The sequence below is a fragment of the Photobacterium sp. GB-1 genome, assembly GCF_003026165.1.
Classification (GTDB): domain Bacteria; phylum Pseudomonadota; class Gammaproteobacteria; order Enterobacterales; family Vibrionaceae; genus Photobacterium.
Genome location: NZ_PYOB01000022.1, coordinates 15,805 through 34,043 on the forward strand (window position 1 = coordinate 15,805; position 18,239 = coordinate 34,043).

At 39.8% G+C, this 18,239-nt stretch carries 14 protein-coding genes; 8 read left to right on the forward strand and 6 right to left on the reverse strand.

The genetic code is table 11. From position 1 onward, the window contains the following. Nucleotides 1-272 precede the first annotated feature (272 nt). Nucleotides 273-932 (reverse strand): cytidine deaminase, encoded by a 660-nt coding sequence (locus tag C9J45_RS17155; RefSeq protein ID WP_233217823.1) that lies wholly within the window; start codon nucleotides 930-932, stop codon nucleotides 273-275. A gap of 584 nt (nucleotides 933-1,516) precedes the next feature. Here C9J45_RS17155 and C9J45_RS17160 point away from each other — a divergent pair. Both C9J45_RS17160 and C9J45_RS17165 read left to right on the forward strand, forming a co-directional pair. After that, nucleotides 1,517-1,891: a cupin domain-containing protein gene (locus C9J45_RS17160; protein ID WP_107208407.1), complete on the forward strand. Its 375-nt coding sequence runs from the start codon at nucleotides 1,517-1,519 to the stop codon at nucleotides 1,889-1,891. Nucleotides 1,892-2,201: 310 nt separating this feature from the next. Then, entirely contained in the window at nucleotides 2,202-2,792 is a 591-nt protein-coding gene (locus tag C9J45_RS17165) for a hypothetical protein (RefSeq protein WP_107292801.1), read from the forward strand. 371 nt (nucleotides 2,793-3,163) lie between these two features. On the opposite strand, the gene C9J45_RS17170 is transcribed toward C9J45_RS17165, so the two are convergent. After that, nucleotides 3,164-4,039, reverse strand: coding sequence for a WYL domain-containing protein (locus C9J45_RS17170; protein ID WP_107292802.1), 876 nt, complete (start codon nucleotides 4,037-4,039; stop codon nucleotides 3,164-3,166). Nucleotides 4,040-4,323: 284 nt separating this feature from the next. On the opposite strand from C9J45_RS17170, the gene C9J45_RS17175 reads away from it, so the two are divergent. From C9J45_RS17175 to C9J45_RS17190, 4 genes are all read left to right on the forward strand, one after another. Next, nucleotides 4,324-8,082, forward strand: a complete 3,759-nt coding sequence (locus C9J45_RS17175) for an ATP-binding protein (RefSeq protein ID WP_158260229.1) — start codon at nucleotides 4,324-4,326, stop codon at nucleotides 8,080-8,082. Then, nucleotides 8,079-8,726 carry a hypothetical protein gene (locus tag C9J45_RS17180; protein WP_107292804.1) on the forward strand — a complete coding sequence of 216 codons (648 nt, stop codon included), beginning with the start codon at nucleotides 8,079-8,081 and terminating at the stop codon, nucleotides 8,724-8,726. Before C9J45_RS17175 ends, C9J45_RS17180 begins: the two co-directional genes overlap by 4 nt. Further along, nucleotides 8,727-9,968 (forward strand): hypothetical protein, encoded by a 1,242-nt coding sequence (locus tag C9J45_RS17185; protein WP_107291283.1) that lies wholly within the window; start codon nucleotides 8,727-8,729, stop codon nucleotides 9,966-9,968. 227 nt (nucleotides 9,969-10,195) lie between these two features. Continuing rightward, nucleotides 10,196-10,828, forward strand: coding sequence for a hypothetical protein (locus C9J45_RS17190; protein ID WP_146144328.1), 633 nt, complete (start codon nucleotides 10,196-10,198; stop codon nucleotides 10,826-10,828). Nucleotides 10,829-10,972: 144 nt separating this feature from the next. Here the strand turns inward: C9J45_RS17190 and gcvP are convergent, their stop codons facing one another. Beyond that, on the reverse strand, nucleotides 10,973-13,852 hold the full coding sequence (gcvP, locus tag C9J45_RS17195; protein WP_107292805.1) for an aminomethyl-transferring glycine dehydrogenase: 2,880 nt from the start codon (nucleotides 13,850-13,852) through the stop codon (nucleotides 10,973-10,975). A 119-nt stretch (nucleotides 13,853-13,971) separates the two neighbouring features. Further along, nucleotides 13,972-14,352 carry a glycine cleavage system protein GcvH gene (gcvH, locus tag C9J45_RS17200; protein WP_107208410.1) on the reverse strand — a complete coding sequence of 127 codons (381 nt, stop codon included), beginning with the start codon at nucleotides 14,350-14,352 and terminating at the stop codon, nucleotides 13,972-13,974. Between the two features lie 350 nt (nucleotides 14,353-14,702). On the opposite strand from gcvH, the gene C9J45_RS17205 reads away from it, so the two are divergent. Continuing rightward, complete coding sequence (locus C9J45_RS17205) at nucleotides 14,703-15,329, forward strand: helix-turn-helix domain-containing protein (RefSeq protein WP_005365619.1); 627 nt, start codon at nucleotides 14,703-14,705, stop codon at nucleotides 15,327-15,329. Nucleotides 15,330-15,414: 85 nt separating this feature from the next. Continuing rightward, complete coding sequence (gcvT, locus tag C9J45_RS17210) at nucleotides 15,415-16,533, forward strand: glycine cleavage system aminomethyltransferase GcvT (protein ID WP_107246068.1); 1,119 nt, start codon at nucleotides 15,415-15,417, stop codon at nucleotides 16,531-16,533. Nucleotides 16,534-16,596: 63 nt separating this feature from the next. Here gcvT and C9J45_RS21690 read toward each other — a convergent pair whose 3' ends face one another. Together C9J45_RS21690 and C9J45_RS17215 are read right to left on the reverse strand one after the other, a co-directional pair. After that, nucleotides 16,597-16,761, reverse strand: coding sequence for a hypothetical protein (locus C9J45_RS21690; protein WP_199187161.1), 165 nt, complete (start codon nucleotides 16,759-16,761; stop codon nucleotides 16,597-16,599). A 147-nt stretch (nucleotides 16,762-16,908) separates the two neighbouring features. Beyond that, a complete protein-coding gene (locus C9J45_RS17215) occupies nucleotides 16,909-18,018 on the reverse strand; it encodes a M20/M25/M40 family metallo-hydrolase (protein WP_107292806.1) in 1,110 nt (369 codons plus the stop codon). Between the last annotated feature and the right edge of the window lie 221 nt (nucleotides 18,019-18,239).

Below are 18,239 nucleotides of genomic sequence, written 5' to 3' on the forward strand. Positions count from 1 at the left end.
ATTTTAATTGAATAATAATATAAGTTATTGAATATTGTTTTTTACTTGGTGATGAGTATTCGCCCATCAACCCGCGGGGCGATATGATTAGTGTCTAAAATTCGAAGGCAGTAGTGCATTGATACCAGGCTTACAGAATCGGTTGGTATTTATCTCGTTATGTTCCCTCGTAATGACATCTACTCGTAAGCATAATGTGAAAGAATCAAAAAATGCCGTTCACACTTATGTGAACGGCATTTACCCAATAGGCTCTTTTTTCAATGACTTTATTACAATAGTTCCGGTAGTCGATTTGCCGCTCTTTCCAACGCCAGATTGACAACCTTCGTAATTTCCGGGTATTGATTATCTGAATCATCCCAATCAACATCTTCTGGTAACAGTACTTCTTCTAAAATTCGATGCTCCATTACGATCTTATTGTTTCCCAGATCAACCAGCGTGACCTCCGCATTCACATAGCCACGAGGTTTTGAAAGAGGAATAAAGCCGTAGTAATCACGCAGCGTGCCCGCAGCCATGATTTGGATAACAAGTAGATGTGTTGCTTGATACTGATCCTTCACGACAGAAACATCGTAATCGAAGTAACCTTTTTTAAGTTCATCTTTTGGAAGTTTATGTTCGTCAGTCGCTTTATAATATTCTGGGATAATCACGCTGTGGCTTCCCCGATTCTCTATCAATTTCGCAACTTTTGACTTGCCTACTTCAAACTTATCATGCGTTAGTGATTGAATATGAGATTCAACACTATCAGTCACCATTTCGTTGATAGCAAGATCAAGTAAACCTTCAGCACCTGATCGATGCGCCTGCATTTCTGGTGGTTGGACAAATGCAACTGCGATATTTTTATCTCCTCCCGTTTGCCAAAAGTCAGATGGAATATCCATTGCTTTTTTAGATACACATCCAGACAAAAGCATTACTGCTAAAGCACAACCGATAATTCTTATATATCTCATAATGTTACTTCCCTTTATTATATGAGAAAAAAAGGCTATCAATGGAATTATCAATGTACAATGTATCGTAAATTAAAAATGACAAACTGTGATTAATTACCTAATGGCAGTGGTAGTAGGGGTTATTACAATTTAAAACTTGGATCGATAAAGCAAACTTTTGCGTTTGTTTTTTATTCAATATGAGCCGCTGCAAATTCAGTTTCATCTCTTTTTTGTCAGGGAACACAATGTGCGTTACTGCTACTAACACTCATGTTCGACACAATAAATATTGACCACAACGTTAAGTGACTTTTCATTCCTGCAGTTATTTATGATGTACTAATTTTTCCGAAAATGATTTCTGTGGCACATGAGTTAGTTATTTGGGCTAGCTTATTTATCTGCCTCATCCTCTCATAAAGCGTTAGATGTAAAAAAACGCCATCAACATCATAATATATAGAGATTATATCGAGTATGATGAAGGTATTTTATGCGTATATTTTTGTATAAAAGTAAGAATACTTATTAATACACTGATGTAGATAAAGGAATGGAGTATGTCTAAAAGCACAGCAACATATTGGAATGTATTGGCCGAATCAAATAAGAGCAAGTGGGAACCGATTGAAGGTAGTTCAGGTATGCTTGAGCAATTAACGCTTGCTATAGATGAAATATCAGGAGATTACACTCGACTTACTCGTTTTAAGGCAGGTGCAGATACAAAAGAGTTTGGTGGTAAATCACATGATTATCCAGAGGAAATATTTATCATCTCCGGTAGGCTTTATGATATGGCATTTGATCAGTGGTTGGAAGCAGGGCATTTTGCAAGTCGTCCACCCGGAGAAGTACATGGTCCGTTTATTTGCGACGAGGATTGTTTAGTATTAGAGGTATCTTTTCCAAGTCAGAGTATAAAAATTACATAACAAAGCCCATTAAATCGGCTGACAAAACACGGTATTTTCGCTTATGTGTAGCCGTGTATTTTGCACTGTTTATGGCAGCAGTTACCTTATTTCTCTTAATACTACCAGTCTAAATAAAGCAGATAGCCTAACTGGTTTTTGTCTCAACGTTTGCTAGAAGCCTTAATTTGTTTGAACTCTAAAATAGCCTTACATGGTGAGCTGTCTGAGCATAATGTCTGATAACGAGTACAATCTGATGAGAATTGATGGTATAGCTCATTGTCTCGTACTAGAATTTAAAAATCTCTCAAATAATGATTAAACTCCAATGACACTATATATAATTCTGATAGTTATATTTCTGTGCTTTGCTTGCTGGTATGACGGGTGGTGGATTTCATCACTTACCGAAGAGGAAGGAAAAGATTTATATAAAGCATTAAGTGGGCAACGTGTAGAAGATCAACCTAAAACCACGGTTAACCCCAATGCCGTTGATTTGTTTGCTAGAACTGACAATGGAAAAGCGTTTTACATGCTCAACCTTATTAAGGACAAAAAAGATCTAGAAAGTAAGGATATGGGAGCACTTGAAAGTATAGATAGAAATTACGCTAAAGTTGTTTTCCCTCTTTTATTTAAGCATGGTTGCCATCCTGTTCTCGTATCAAAACCACTCACTACTTTTTCACAACCAGCTACTGAGGAAGAGTGGGACGCTATTTTCATTATAAGATATAGAAGCAGAAGAGATCTTTATAAGATAGTAACCAATCCTGAATTTCAAAAAGCTTGGGAGTTTAAATTGGCATCTATTCAAAATACCACGGTTATTCCCTCTATTCCTGTATTACAAGGAGTAAACTTAAAGTGGATTGTTGGTTTAATATTAATTTTAATTGGATGGGTTAGTACATAAATCGTGAGGGAACGCCACGAATTATAACTTTATATTAAAGGCTTCTGCTATCTCATATCGGTATTGATAGACGTAAATTAATAAATGTTCACCCGAACAATATCGATAACGCTGTATATTTATTCCACTCATAAAAAAAGCGAACCTTGTGGGTTCGCTTTTTAATTTAGCAATAAGTTAACGAACGTAATTCGTTATCTTCAACAGGTGATCACAGATAACTAAGTTGGAAATTACCACTTCATATCACCTCTTTGTTAAAGTAATCACTCAGTTCGTAAAAACCGAACCGTACTTTGCGAACCGCGAATTTGTAATAAACCAGCTGTTGGTTTACGTAAACAACTCAATATGTTTAGAGTTTATTTAATTTAAGCCTTTTCATCTTTGTTCTGTATAAAGCCAGGCACTAGAGCTTGTATAGAGTTAATATGCTCTAACTCGTGCCTATTCATCAACTGCAAGTTGAAGGCGTGCGGCGGCAAAGAAGCATCAGGTGTACAGTCAACATTAAGATCATTTAATACGAATCCTGCTAGTGCTTCGTTAGTGGTAATGTTTCGCACGTATTGACCTTCCATACCAAGATCAATAGCTAAGTCATTTCTATTTTCATGCTTAGAGTGCGGTGCAACACTTAGGACGACATCTCGGTTCCAAAGAGCATCGTCCTCTATAGTCTTGTCGTATAAGCTGTTGGTTTGCTCAGCCTTAAGAATTCGACTGATTCTAAAACACAGGAATTTACGTCTTTTACTGTCCCATGCTCGGATGTGCCAAGCTCCAAGTCCTTTAAATAGAGAATGAGGAGTCAGGGTTCTAGTCTCGGTGCTAGTTGAGGAACTGTACAGGACAGAGATACTTTGTTTGTTCAGGATCGACCTTGTGACTTGAGAGACGATATCAATTGATAGTGAATCCAAAACTGTTGCGAAGCTGCTTACACCATAAGTTGTTACGGGAATAGAGTTCAACTCTTGGCCCCATGCGATTAACCTCAGAGCAGCTTCTGGGTCATGCTCAAAGGCTGGGCTAAATGATGCTGACCTCATATATGCTCGCAGGCTTTCGTTGAAAACCGTATTTTCAGAAAAACGTTCTTTGTATGCGTTAAAAGAACGGCTTGCTGTTGCAACGGCAATATCACCGTGCTGAATAAGGTCGGAGCGATTCACTTTCCCAAAGAAGCTGAGATAGAAATCAATAAGCCTTAGTCGTTTGGTTTGCGGAGATTCGACACAACGCACAATGATTACCCTTATCAAAATGAACTGTACTAATTTACTCTAACGAATCATTTGATTCCAATGTAATATGATACTAGTTGATTCTTTGACCGCTAGTAGACACGACACACTTGGCTCTTTTGGGTGTTGGGGCATTTTTATCTTAAACGCAGCCTGTGAACTCTGGTGGTAGTTGGAAGCACTAATAATGGACTTACTTAGTGGCAGCCGAGTCAGTAAGTTTGTTGTAGATCATTCACTAACCGAGGGGTTGAGAATATCTCTACCGCACTGTGATGAAAGAAATGAATAAATCTGAAACAAAAAGCTCAAAACTACTGGAGATCGTACTTTTTCACTCATTTATCCCTGGGAAACTATTCAAGGTCAAGGCTATCGGGCATAGCAACAATACGGGTGATAATGGAGCTGGTAAATCCACTTTGTTAAGTTTACTTCCAGCGTTTTATGGAGCCGATCCGAGTAAGCTGGTGGATAGACAAGCGGATAAAGTTTCCTTTGTTGATTACTATTTGCCTACTCCAAAATCTGTCATCGTGTTTGAATATGAAAAACTTGGTGAGAAAAAGTGTTCTGTAATGTATCGAAATGGCTCCAGTGTCGCTTATCGATTTTTGACCGGAAGTGCTGAACAGTTGTTTTCTCAGCAGTTGTACGACGAGCTAATTAAGCAGGGAAGTGAAACTCGTACATGGCTTAAAAACCTTGTGTCTCAGTCAATGTTAGTAAGTTCGCAAATTGAAACCAGTGTCGATTACCGCGCAGTCATTTTAAATAATAAAAACCGTTTAGCTCAAAGAAGTCGTGCGGGTAAAAACTTAGTTGCAATCGCTCATGAGTATTCGTTGTGTTCTGCGAGCCATAATATGAATCATATCGACATTTTGACGGCGACAATGATGCGCCATAAGAAAATGTTGAGTCGTTTCAAGACGATGATTGTGGATTGTTTTTTGAACAATACATCGATGGACGATGTTCCATATAAGAAAGAGTATATCAACCTAGCAAATAGCCTAGATGTATTTGTTCAACTAGATACTAAAAAGAGCAAGTTCGATGAAGCAATTGCAAGTAAAGACAGCCTTGATGAGTACATTAAGCAATTAAACTCTTATCGAGCTCAAATCGCTTCTCATCTGCGTCAATTGGCATTAAATGACATTCAGTTGTCAGACAAGATTCGTTCACAGAAGGAGCTGTGCGGCTCGTTGGTCAGTGAGAGGAAAGATAGGCTTCAAAAGCTCGACACTGAGTTAAGCATCCATCGGACTGAGTTTGAAAGGAAATCCAAAATAGTTGATGCTATTTACAATAAGCGTGACAAGTACGAGAACGAAGATGATATTTTAGGGAAAATAACGCTTTACAATAGTTTGAGTGACTTGCTGAAGGAAGCGGAATCTGCAAAAAAACATTACGACAACTTACTGGAAAATGTAGAAACAGAAGAAAGTGCGTTTAACAGTCAAGTACAAAAACTGGAACTCGAATGTGCTGAATTCCGCTCCCGTAAGCAACAAGAAATCAATAGAATACTTAAAACTAAGGAAGAGATACTCGAGCAAAAGAGCGACCGTTTAGAGGCGATGCAGAGTGACTTTAACCTTCAAAAGAAAAAGTTCCAAGATGAGTTTGATGAGCAATCTGAAAAGATAAGACAAAAACTAATCCGACTCGCCATTCTAGAAGGGCAATCTTTAGAGTTCACACCAGAACAAAAAGGCGAATTACGTAGGCTGGAAAGTGATCTTGAGAGTAAGCGTGAAAAACTTAATGCTTCTCACAATGCAGTAATTCATTTGAATGAGCAGCTACGTCAGGCAGAAAAAAATCACGAGAGCAGTCTTTCTACTTATCACACTTGTACTAGTGAATTAAAAGAAATTTCAGATGAAATAGCTTCTGTGAGTCGTGCATTATTGCCAGCAAAAGGATCGCTCAACGAGTACTTAGATCAAAAAGTGCCTGATTGGCATGGTAATATAGGCAAAGTAATCACTCCTAGTTTATTAAATACGAAGAACTTGAAACCATTTTTTAATCCAGAAGCTACTGAGTCGATTTTTGGTCTCCATTTAGAGCTGGATTCAATCGCACTTCCTGATTTTTGTCTCAGTAAAGAGAAGCTTTCAGAGCGACTAGAGACTTTAAAAATCAAGGAGCAAGAAGTAGAAGTTCGGCAAGGCAAAGCGAAGAGTAGAGCTAAAAGTGATGAGCAAGAAGCAGATAAGCTTCACAAAGAAATGAAAATTCAAAGTACAAGAACAAAAGTCTTTGTGGAAGAACTGAGCAAACTCAACCTCCTTAAAGAGCAAAAAACAGTCCTGTTTGAAAATGATGCTGAAAGTCGTGCATCTGAAGTTAAGAAACAGAAAAGTGTACTAGAGTCTGAACTTTTTTTAATCAAGTCTGAGCTGAAAGAAAGATTTGAAAATGAAGAGAAGCGCCATCAACATGATCGTGTTCAGGTGAAAGCTAACTTCGATTATCACTTGTCAGAAGAGGACGCGAAAAAAAGTGCTATTGATGAGCTCATTAAAAATAAAGAAACGATAACTTCAGACAGAGTTAGTGACTACAAGTTAGCGTTCAACCAAGCTTTGATCAGTAAAGGGGTTGATCCAGTCAGTATCGAAAGAGCCAAATCGAAGTGGGAATCTCTCGAGCGCAAATGTGAGGAAATAAAAACATTTCAAGCTTTAATTCACGATTATGGCACTTGGCTAGAATCAGAATGGAAATACATTGATAGCTATAATTCTGAAATTTTGGTTTTAGAGCGAAAGATTATGGAAGATGAAGCGAAGAGAATCGATTATGAGAAGTCGATAAATAGAAGAATTGACGAAATATCGTTTTCAATTAAGTTGGATGAAGAAGAGCTCAGTAAAGTCAAGGTGGCTATAGGGCAACTTACAACTTGTACCAATAATCTGGAAAAAGCGGTCGATGAATCAGATTTAGCTAGCTTAGAAGATGCCTCTGTAGATTTGGAGTTTCATTCTGTTGAGCATGCAGTGAGCCTAGTGACAGATAAAATCACTGCGATTAACACGTTGAAGAAAGAAATAGTTAATAAAGTAAAAGATGTAAGTAACACAATCCTAGCGTTGGATAACAACAATGAAATAAAGATGATGTGGGAACAGATGCGCTCTGCAACCATGACGAAGCTTTCAGAAAATTATGACTATGCTATCAACTACGATAGTCCTCAATTTTCCCTTGCTTGCTTGGGAGACCTTGAAGAGCTTGTCCTTAATGTGATTCCAGATGTTAGGGACGTTAAAATTGAGACACTTCGTTCTATATCTACTCAAATATCTAATTATCACCAAACGCTAAAACAGTTAAATAGTAAGGTTGATTCAGTTTCAACTATTCTGGATAAGTCGATTGAAACGAGCAATCCTTTCCCTGCTATCGATAGCATCTATATCAAACTATCAAGTAAGATCCATACTTTTGATCTTTGGAAAGACCTTAATCTTTTTAGTGTCGAATTAGATAGATGGTCAGGCGAAACCTCAAGAGGTTTACCTTCCAAAGCGTTTCTTGTTTCTTTTAAGCAATTGCTGGCTTCATTTAAAGAGGCTCAGATATCTAAAAACCTAGAGTCTTTGGTCGAGATGGAGATAACGATTGTTGAAAATGGACGCCCAGCAGTGGTTCGAAATGATGAAGATTTAGAAAAGGTCGGCTCCGAAGGGATTTCCAAACTGGCTATTATCGTTGTTTTCTGTGGGATGACTCGATTCTTGTGTCAGGATGAAGACGTTGCCATTCACTGGCCGCTCGACGAATTAGGGAAAATTTCTATTTCTAACCTGGCTATTTTATTCGACATGATGGCTCAAAAAGGTATTTGCTTGTTCACAGCTCAGCCAGATCTGCATCCAGCCACTTACAAGTACTTCGCGACTAAAAATCACATAGTGAAGAATGTGGGGGTTAAATCATTTATTGGTGGACGTAGAAGTAGAGTCAATCCATTGCTTTCTGAGTCGAAACAAAATCAGTCTACGGAGGTGGTTGAATGAATAAGTTTGAATCGGCTTTTCGATTACTCATGAGTAAAAAAGTGATCTGTGAATATGCATCTCCTATTGAATACACATATTTATCCGATACGAGAAATCGAAGTGACATGAACCAATACCTGTCTCGAATAAGCATGACAACAGTCGAAACACAAGACGGGCTAGGTTTTTACTGTGGATATGAGAGCATCGATAACACTCGAAAGAAAAACGAAGTTCTCAAAGACTTTGAAGTTTTTTCGCAGACGATGGAAGGGATAATCGCTTGGCTCAAACTAGCCCGAAATATTGACTCAGACTCCAGACCCATAATGGCTGGTGGCAAGCTTTCGGAGTCAGAGTTGCTCGCAGCAATAGAGGAAAGTAACTCACTTCAAAATCAGCTTGATCATATTGCACACAAGCTTAAAAGAGCCCATAAAAGCAAAGAGAGTAAAACGAAGCTGAGGTCGATCTTAGATTATCTTGTCCAAGAAGGATACTTTGTATCTCCATCATCAACTGGTTCTCTCTTTATCGCCACAGCGAAATGGTCATTGCTTTATGAGACTTTGGAGTTTATCGCTATTAATGAAGGGATGTTGGAAAGTGAAGCTGAAGCTGATGGTGAAAATGAATTAGATACTCAAATGGGGTTAATTTAGATGTCTCGACAAGTGGAGTCAAAAGAAGCTGTGCGAGCGCTAAGTACTCATACTGAGGTAGTAGATGAGGCTTGCTATGAGCAAGCTGGAGTACTTCATCATAGTGAAAGCAATAAAGCTGTAATTGCAGCGCTTACAAAACATCAATTGGCCTATCACTTAGATGATGAGCATGGCGTCCAAATTCATTCGTCTGTTAAACGTTTACTGGATAGGGTAACGAGTCGTTATAGATTCAGAGAACGTCATGGCGAGTTTTCTAATCAGATTGAAAACTTGGATTATGCCGTTGGCAGTTACCGACGAGTTAAGGACTTCAATGATGATAAAAAACAACACTACTTAGATGAAGTTCGAGAGATAACAGTCGAGATAAATGACGCCTTGGTTGAAACCGTGTCTACTTTTCATAGAATCGTTGCAGATGAATTTAGCATGGTTACTGATGTTGATGACAAAATTCGTCAAATCGGTCGATGTAAACGTGAGATCAGTAGAATCAATAGTATCTTTGAGCATTTAAGTGTGAAAAAGCTTAGAGAGTGGGTACAAACTGACACTCACCTTGAGCGAATTCTTTTGAAGTTACTTAAATCTAAAATAGATATCGCATTAAGGGACTTAAATGTATCAAATAAAAAAATGGTCGAAATGTTGGCAAAGCTTCAGCGAGATAAGAAATCTTCCAAGCTTAATCGCATTATTGATGTTTTTGCAGCTAAGTTCCAAGATGACAAAACCTTTTCGCCATCCATAGATTCCATTGAATGCTTGCCTGATTGTTTGTCTCAGGTGTCGGAAACAGAAGTACGAGCCTACGGAAATACTAACAGTGACATTCAAGCTGATGACTTAGTTGATTTGGCTGTAAGGGCTCTTGCTAGCGGTGAGCGGAAAAAAGTCAAAGCTTCAGATTTAGACAGTATCGAAGTTACGGATGTCCGTGAAGATGAGGAAGAGTTTGAACTAAACGAGGTAGATGAAGCGCTAGAGTTAATGTTTGAGGCAATAAAAACAAATCCTAACATTCTCCCTCTATCTGCTGCGCAAAGCTATACACTGTTTGATCTCGATATAGAACTAGAGGACTGGCTTTTACTGGTCGATGGATATATTAGTGCGCAAAAAGTCGGTTTGAAGAGTATCGTCCAAATTAAGGAAGAAAGAGAAGTCGTATTACCTTATGACGGTAATGTGATTATTAGTGATATTGTTTTCGAAACAATCGGAGGTGCTAAATGACGCTATCTCTATCGCTAATTAATGCTGCTAAGAGGATTGTTGTTAACTCAAGGGAGAGGATTCCAGCCAACAAGTCCAATACTGAAGTTTGCAGGCTCGTAGAAGTCGGGGCAGTTAGTGGCAATTCAATTCTTTTATCCCGTTCAGATTTAAGGGAAATAGAAAAGTATTTTTCTTCAACATTGGGACAAAACCTTCTGACCTTTCAACAGAGTAGCAACTCTCGGATGGATACTGCACGCCCTGGTATTAGCGAGAAGTCTGCAAAAGGTGGTGTGTTTCAGCAGCTCATTAGCTTAGCTGGTAATGTGAATATCCCTTTAAAGAACCAGCCAGATGTACCCAAAGAAGCTAGGTATGTAGCTTCTGTAGAGTTGGATGATCTAGATTTCCCGCGTTTTAGCCGAGTACTTATTATCGAAAATGGCGAGCTAATGGTTCGATGGAAAGACGTTGTACTCTCTTTGCCAGATGAATGGCAATCCGCTGTGCTCGTTTACCGTGGTCACGGAAAAAACCAAAAAGACCTACCTACTCTGATTGACTGCTTTGACAACAATGCCGTTGAAGTAGGCTTTTTCTATGATTACGATCCAGCAGGCTTGGATATGGTTGAGCAGCTAAGCAATGCTAAGCATTATTGGGTTGTCCCTGCTTTAAATCTGGAGTTATTTCGAAGTATCAATAAGCTCGATGAATTTTTGAAACAACTAGAGCAGCTTGACAGGCTCAAGAACAGAAATGTCAGCGTATCAATACGAGAGCATTTAACGATCATTGAGAAGAATACACTGGCTATAACGCAAGAACACTTGATCAAGAATCAGTGCCCTCTGGTTATTGAAAGGCTTATCGAATAACAAAAAAATTAATTGTAGAAATGGTTTAACATCATCTCAAAAAGTAGCTATTTCACTGCTCCAAAAAAACAAAAGGCGAACCAAATGGTTCACCTTTTGTTATTCAAGTTAGTTTCTAACTTGGCGAACAGTGATCAATAGGCTTTAGTCTTCAATATAGTTCTCAATACTTGGGCAAGAACATACAAGATTTCGGTCGCCAAATACGTTATCAACACGATTAACACTCGGCCAGTATTTCGCTGCTTTGGTGTGTGCTGATGGGAAGCAAGCGACTTCACGGCTATAAGCGTGGTTCCACTCTGATTCCATCATATCAACTTGGCTGTGTGGTGCGTTAACCAGTGGGTTATCGTCTAATGACCATTCGCCAGATTGAACAAGGTTGATTTCTTCTTTAATCGCAATCATCGCGTCACAGAAGCGATCCAGTTCTGCTATGTCTTCAGATTCAGTTGGCTCAATCATTAATGTGCCAGCGACAGGGAACGACATAGTTGGCGCATGGAAGCCATAATCCATTAATCGTTTCGCGATATCTTCTTCTGAAATACCAGAGGCATCTTTGATTGGACGTAAATCAATAATACATTCGTGTGCAATACGACCTTCAGTACCACGGTATAAAACAGGGTAGTGTGGGCGAAGGCGTTCCATCACGTAGTTTGCATTTAAAATAGCAAGTTCAGTGGCTTGGGTTAAACCCTGTTCTCCCATCATCGCAATGTAAGCGTATGAGATAGGCAAAATAGACGCTGAACCTAATGCTGCCGCAGATACGGCATATTGCAGTTCATCGCTATTTGTATCTTCAACATGTCCCGGTAAGAACGGTGTAAGGTGCGATTTAACACCAATAGGTCCCATACCTGGGCCACCGCCGCCGTGAGGAATACAGAAAGTTTTGTGTAGGTTTAAATGAGAAACATCTGAACCAATAAAGCCTGGGCTAGTTAAACCTACTTGCGCGTTCATGTTAGCACCATCAAGATAAACCTGACCGCCAGCTTCATGGACAAGATCACACACTTCTTGTACTGCTTCTTCATACACGCCATGGGTAGACGGGTAGGTGATCATGATGCATGACAGCGCATCACGGTGTTTTTCGATTTTGGCTTTTAGATCATCAATATCGATATTACCTAACTCATCACAGCCAACCACCACTACTTTCATTGAAACCATTGCCGCAGACGCTGGGTTAGTACCGTGCGCAGAGCTTGGGATCAAACAAACATTACGGTGGCTATCGCCATTGGCTTCATGGTAACGCTGAATAGCGATTAGACCTGCATATTCACCCTGTGCGCCAGAATTTGGTTGCAGCGAGAACGCATCATAACCTGTAATTGAACACAGCATTTCAGATAAGTTTTTAGCTAATTCTTGATAGCCTAATGTTTGTGCTTGTGGTGCAAATGGGTGCAGTTGTCCAAACTCAGGCCAAGTGACTGGGATCATTTCTGCTACTGCATTTAGCTTCATGGTACAGCTACCCAATGGGATCATGCCGTGAGTTAATGAGTAGTCTTTGTTTTCTAGCTGCTTCATGTAACGCATCATTTGTGTTTCGCTATGGTAGCGGTTAAACACAGAGTGGGTTAGGTATGCACTGCTTCGGCGACATGCTGGTGGAATAGCTGCGAACTCATCTGCGGCAATGTCATCACTGAACATCGACACTTTAAGATCTTGATTAGTAAATAAGCCAAGTAGCTGCTCGATATCTTTTGCAAGGGTGGTTTCATCAATACTGATCCCCAACTTATCGCTGTATTTACGAAGGTTGATACCTGCATCAAGCGCTTTTTGATACAGAGCGTCAGTTTGAGATCCAGTTTTGATTGTTAGCGTATCGAAGAAGTGTTGGTTTTCTAATTCAAAACCATTATTGCGTAAGCCTGCAGCTAAAACGGCAGTAAAGTGGTGAACACGACGGCCAATTTTCTTTAAGCCTTCAGGGCCATGGTACAGGGCATAAAACGCTGCCATGTTGGCAAGCAGTGCTTGCGCTGTACAAATGTTAGATGTCGCTTTTTCACGGCGTATATGTTGTTCACGGGTTTGCATTGCCATGCGTAGTGCTTGATTGCCTTTGGCATCTTTAGATACACCGATTACACGACCCGGCATCGTACGCTTGTGTTTATCTTTGGTTGCCATAAAGCCAGCATGTGGACCACCAAAGCCCATCGGCACACCAAAACGTTGCGCACTACCAATAACCACATCTGCGCCCATTTCACCCGGTGCTTTTAATACCGTTAATGCCAGTAGATCAGATGCCACCGCGACTAATGTTTTCTTATCATGTGCCGTCTCAATGATGTCAGTAAGATCGAGTAATTCACCGTTGCTAGCAGGGTATTGCAGTAAAGCACCAAATACATCGTGTTTCGCGAGATCTTCTGCACTACCTGTAATGATTTCAAAGCCAACGTATTTTGCACGTGTAGTGACAACATCTATGGTTTGAGGGTGAAGATCGGTTGAAATGAAAAATGCATTGCTTTTGTTTTTACCCGCGCGCTTACATAGCGTCATGGCTTCTGCTGCGGCAGTGGCTTCATCAAGCAGTGATGCATTAGCCAGCTCCATGGCGGTTAGATCCATGATCATTTGCTGATAGTTAAGCAGAGACTCTAAACGGCCTTGAGAGATTTCTGGTTGGTAAGGGGTATAAGCGGTATACCAACCTGGGTTTTCTAATACATTGCGAAGAATAACATTTGGGGTAAACGTGTTGTAATAACCCTGACCAATATAACTTTTATTGATGATATTTTTGCCAGCGATCTGCTTAAGCTCTGCCAGCATTGCCGCTTCACTTTGTGCCTGTGGTAATGTCATCGGCTCTGTTAAACGAATGGAAGCAGGAACAGTTTGCGCTATAAGCTGGTCAATACTACCGACACCTATAGTTTCTAACATTCGCTGTTGTTCGAGTGCATTAGGGCCATTATGGCGATGTGAAAAATCATTATCGTCACTGAGGGCTTGAAGAAAAGGAGTATTGGTCATGGTTCTTTCCTGAACGTTGTCCTAGTTACCAGTGTCTGGCTTTAGGGTATTCATCGGTAATGCTGTAAATGGCAAAGCAACAAAGATCGAGTGCTGTACCCGATCTTTGTTTTTATAATTTAGTCTTCTTCAATTGAAGCAAGATAGGTTTCAGCATCAATTAATGTTGCCAATTCATCAGAATCGCTAAGTTTGATGGTTGCAATCCAGCCGCCTTCATAAGGTTCTTCATTAACCAGTTCAGGGCTGTCTTCTAAATCTTCATTAATCGCAACAATTTCACCTGTGATAGGGGCGTAAATGTCGGAAGCGGCCTTTACTGATTCCACTAAAGAGAAGGCATCACCAGCATCTGTTGTATCACCAACTTCAGGTAAATCAACAAATACCACATCGCCTAATAAACCCTGCGCATGATCAGAAATACCAACTGTCACTGTTCCATCACCGTTATCACGGATCCATTCGTGGCTACTGGTAAACTTTAATGTTGATTCCATGTTTGTACTCCTTAACCCACCGGTTATATGGTTATTTGATAAAAGTTTCTTATAGTGGAACACGTTTTCAATATCTATTGTGCGATTCTACGCAAACGTTTGCTATTTGTCATGTTTATTTGTTTCTAACATGGTTATACTAAGTTTAAATTTAGTTAATAAACGCTGATTTTCATCACTAAATCCATAATATTACCTATTTATAAATGGATTTAACGATAATGTATGCCTCATAGGCAACATTTTTTTAAAAAGATCATGACTTTGTGATGTGAGTTTTATTAAGTTTCCTATAAGAAACTATGATGAAGGTCGAGAGTTGTGGCGGCTGAGCTGAAGAAGGAAGTGATATGACAGATGAATATATCCACGATGTTTATCCATCGATGCGGATCGAAAAAACTCAAGCCGCAGAGCATATTGCGCCTTTAAAGTTAGGTGAGAGACTAAAAGAAATTCGTGTTTCTTTAGGTCTAACCCTTGAAGAAGCCAGTAAGCGTACAGGACTTGCACGTTCAACCTTGTCAAAGATTGAAAATGAGCAAATATCTCCGACGTTTCAAGCGATGCAGAAACTCGCTACAGGCTTAGCTATCGACATCCCACAACTTTTTGAACCACCGAAAACCATCACCGCCTCGGGTAGACGTGATATTACGCGCTATGGTGAAGGTCGACCTCATCCCACTTCAACCTATGAACATGAACTGCTTGCTACGCAATTAACAAATAAAAAGATGATGCCGTTTAAATCGCACGTGCGTGCACGATCGTTTGATGATTATAGCGAGTGGATCCGCCATGACGGCGAGGAGTTCTTACTGGTATTAAAAGGTGAAATCACTTTTTTCTCTGAGTTTTATGAGCCGATTCATTTAGTCGAAGGGGATTCAGCCTATTACGACGCGACAATGGGTCACATGCTGACATCTGTTAGTGAAGAAGATGCGTTAATTCTTTGGGTGACGGCATCTTAGTGTCATCGAACGGTTTATAGCATCAACCAGTTTTATAATTACGTTACCATTTACATGGATACCAACTAGATAACGGAGTGCAACTATGTCTCAACAACTTAAGCAGACCCCATTACATGGCTTACACATTGAAATGGGAGCGAAAATGGTGCCATTTGCTGGCTATGATATGCCTGTGCAATATGGCTTAGGAGTAAAAAAAGAGCATATACATTGTCGTGATTCTGCTGGGTTGTTCGATGTATCACACATGGGGCAAGTACGCTTAAAAGGGCAACATGCCGCGGCATTATTAGAAACCTTAGTACCTGTTGATATTGTTGATTTACCGGAAGGTAAACAGCGTTATGCCGTCTTTACCAATGAAAATGGCGGTATTGAAGATGATCTAATGGTGACGAATTTTGGTGATCATCTTTTCCTTGTCGTGAATGCGGCCTGTAAAGAGCAAGATATTGCCCATTTAAAAGCCCATTTGAAAGATGGCGTTGAATTAGAAGTGATTGAAGATCGCGCACTACTTGCCTTACAAGGTCCTAAAGCTGCGATGGTACTCGCTGAATTAAACCCTGTGGTTAGCGATATGGTGTTTATGGATGCGGCTAAAGTGACGTTATTAGATGTTGAATGTTATGTTAGCCGTTCAGGTTATACGGGTGAAGATGGCTATGAAATTTCTGTGCCGAATGATAAAGCCGAAGAGTTAGCTCGCGCGTTACTGGCATTTAATGAGGTGGAATGGATTGGTCTTGGTGCGAGAGATTCACTACGATTAGAGTGCGGATTATGTTTATACGGGCATGATCTTGACCCTACAACAACGCCATTTGAAGCCAGCTTAATGTGGGCAATTACGCCAAGTCGTCGTGCTGGTGGTGAACGTGAAGGTGGTTTCCCCGGCGCTGATATTATTTTAGAGCAACTACAAACTAAACAGGCTGCAAGAAAACGTGTTGGGTTAGTGGGGCAATCAAAAGCGCCTGTACGAGAAGGGACTAAGTTGTTTGATGCTGAAGATAATGAAATCGGCATTGTAACGAGTGGAACATTTGGCCCAACGAAAGGTATTCCTGTCGCAATGGGGTATATTCAACCTGAATTAAATCAGCTTGGTGAAACAATTTACGCTGAAGTACGCGGTAAAAAATTACCGATGACAATCGAGAAAATGCCGTTTGTACCTCAACGTTACTATCGCGGCTAATTGCTTCAAAATATTACTCATTAATAGCAGGCAAAAGTGCTTTTTTACGAAGTTAAGCCTGCTTTATTTGGTAGTGACTGCTTTGTATGCAGATTTAAAGAGTAAGGTGAAGCCTTCTTTCGATAGATCTTTAACGGTTAGATTTGCATCATTCAGTCGACGGTAACATTCATTTAGTGCGGTAATAAAAATGTCTTTGTCGATGGCATTATTCATTGTCTGTTTCATGGTTTATTCCTCATAGCACTATAATTATTACAACATCATACAGAGAGAGCATTAATAAACACTGAATAAAAGCTGAATGAGGGAAGGGTATTTCTTTAGGGATTAAATAGCCTCTATCTAAAATGATAGAAGCTATTAATAGAAATATTATTTTTGTGTCAAGTAAGTAAATAAAAACTCAGTTATATTGGTCATATCTTCGACGGTAATAAATTCTTCCGTAGTGTGTACTTTGCTCATACCGGTTGATAAATTAACGGTTTTTAATCCTTTCTCATTAAAGATATTTGCATCACTACCGCCACCGGTAGACTTGGTAAATGGTGCTATTCCCATTTCTTTAAAGCTAGCCATGATATCAATAACATGTGGGTCATTATCAGCAATAGAGTAGGCGTTATAAGAGCGTGTAGATTGAATATCTATTTGCGCGTTATGCTTGTTTGCTGTTGTGTTGAATACATCAACCATATGCTGAACTTGTGTAGCAAGCTTATCATCGTTAAGTGAACGCGCTTCAGCGGCAAGATACAATTCAGGCATCACGATATTCGTTGCTTGACCACCAGAGACAATGCCAATGTTAGCGGTTGTTTCATGATCTATACGCGCTAATTTCATATTCATCACAGCATCAGACGCGACTGTTAGTGCATTAATACCTTCTTCAGGTGCAAGTCCTGCGTGAGCGGGTTTACCTTTAATAGTCACTTTTAAGCTTTGCTGTCCGGGAGCACTCGTTACAATCGCACCAATAGCACCGCCTGAATCAAGCACAATAGCTTTATCTGCAGTGATATATGACATATCAAAGTGCTTCGAGCCTTGTAATCCACCTTCTTCATGGACAGTAAAAGCCAGCTCTATTGTTTTATGGGCTTTGTTGTTTTCTTTGATGGTACGTACCGCTTCGATGATGGCAGCAATTCCCGATTTATCATCACCACCAAGAATGGTGTCGCCTTTTGAACGAATAACCCCATCTTCAATAATCGGTTCAATACTATTGCCTGGCGTTACGGTGTCCATGTGGCAGCTTAAAACAATACTATCTTCAAGTTCACCCTCAAGCTTGGCATAAAGGTTAAAACCATTAGAAATGCTTTCAGGCACAGGTAATTTAGCAACGCTGAAACCTAACTCTTCGAGTTGTTCTGCTAAGGCTTGTGAAATCGCTTTTTCGTTTTTTGATTCGCTATCGATTTTGATGAGATCAATAAAATGAGAAATAAGTCGTTCTTGATTAATTGTTGTCATATTGCTTCTAACCACTAAATAGGAGGAATACACAGTACTCTAATAGGAATAATGGCGAGATGATGGGGGGCTAAATCAATAAAAGTAGAGATAAAAAAGAGGAAAGTAAGTGAAATGAGAGAAGTTTGAACAGGATTACGGCAATGAAAATGCCAAATAAGTCATAGCTTCACATGAATGCGGGAGCGAACCGATTGTGAATCTACATAACGCTTATTTGG

Coding starts and splice junctions, on each gene's coding strand:
- C9J45_RS17155 (WP_233217823.1), bottom strand. CDS start 932: ATGCTTTTGTCTGGATGTGTATCTAAAAAAGCAATGGATATTCCATCT.
- C9J45_RS17160 (WP_107208407.1), top strand. CDS start 1,517: ATGTCTAAAAGCACAGCAACATATTGGAATGTATTGGCCGAATCAAAT.
- C9J45_RS17165 (WP_107292801.1), top strand. CDS start 2,202: ATGACACTATATATAATTCTGATAGTTATATTTCTGTGCTTTGCTTGC.
- C9J45_RS17175 (WP_158260229.1), top strand. CDS start 4,324: ATGAATAAATCTGAAACAAAAAGCTCAAAACTACTGGAGATCGTACTT.
- C9J45_RS17180 (WP_107292804.1), top strand. CDS start 8,079: ATGAATAAGTTTGAATCGGCTTTTCGATTACTCATGAGTAAAAAAGTG.
- C9J45_RS17185 (WP_107291283.1), top strand. CDS start 8,727: ATGTCTCGACAAGTGGAGTCAAAAGAAGCTGTGCGAGCGCTAAGTACT.
- C9J45_RS17190 (WP_146144328.1), top strand. CDS start 10,196: ATGGATACTGCACGCCCTGGTATTAGCGAGAAGTCTGCAAAAGGTGGT.
- gcvP (WP_107292805.1), bottom strand. CDS start 13,852: ATGACCAATACTCCTTTTCTTCAAGCCCTCAGTGACGATAATGATTTT.
- gcvH (WP_107208410.1), bottom strand. CDS start 14,352: ATGGAATCAACATTAAAGTTTACCAGTAGCCACGAATGGATCCGTGAT.
- C9J45_RS17205 (WP_005365619.1), top strand. CDS start 14,703: ATGACAGATGAATATATCCACGATGTTTATCCATCGATGCGGATCGAA.
- gcvT (WP_107246068.1), top strand. CDS start 15,415: ATGTCTCAACAACTTAAGCAGACCCCATTACATGGCTTACACATTGAA.
- C9J45_RS21690 (WP_199187161.1), bottom strand. CDS start 16,761: ATGAAACAGACAATGAATAATGCCATCGACAAAGACATTTTTATTACC.
- C9J45_RS17215 (WP_107292806.1), bottom strand. CDS start 18,018: ATGACAACAATTAATCAAGAACGACTTATTTCTCATTTTATTGATCTC.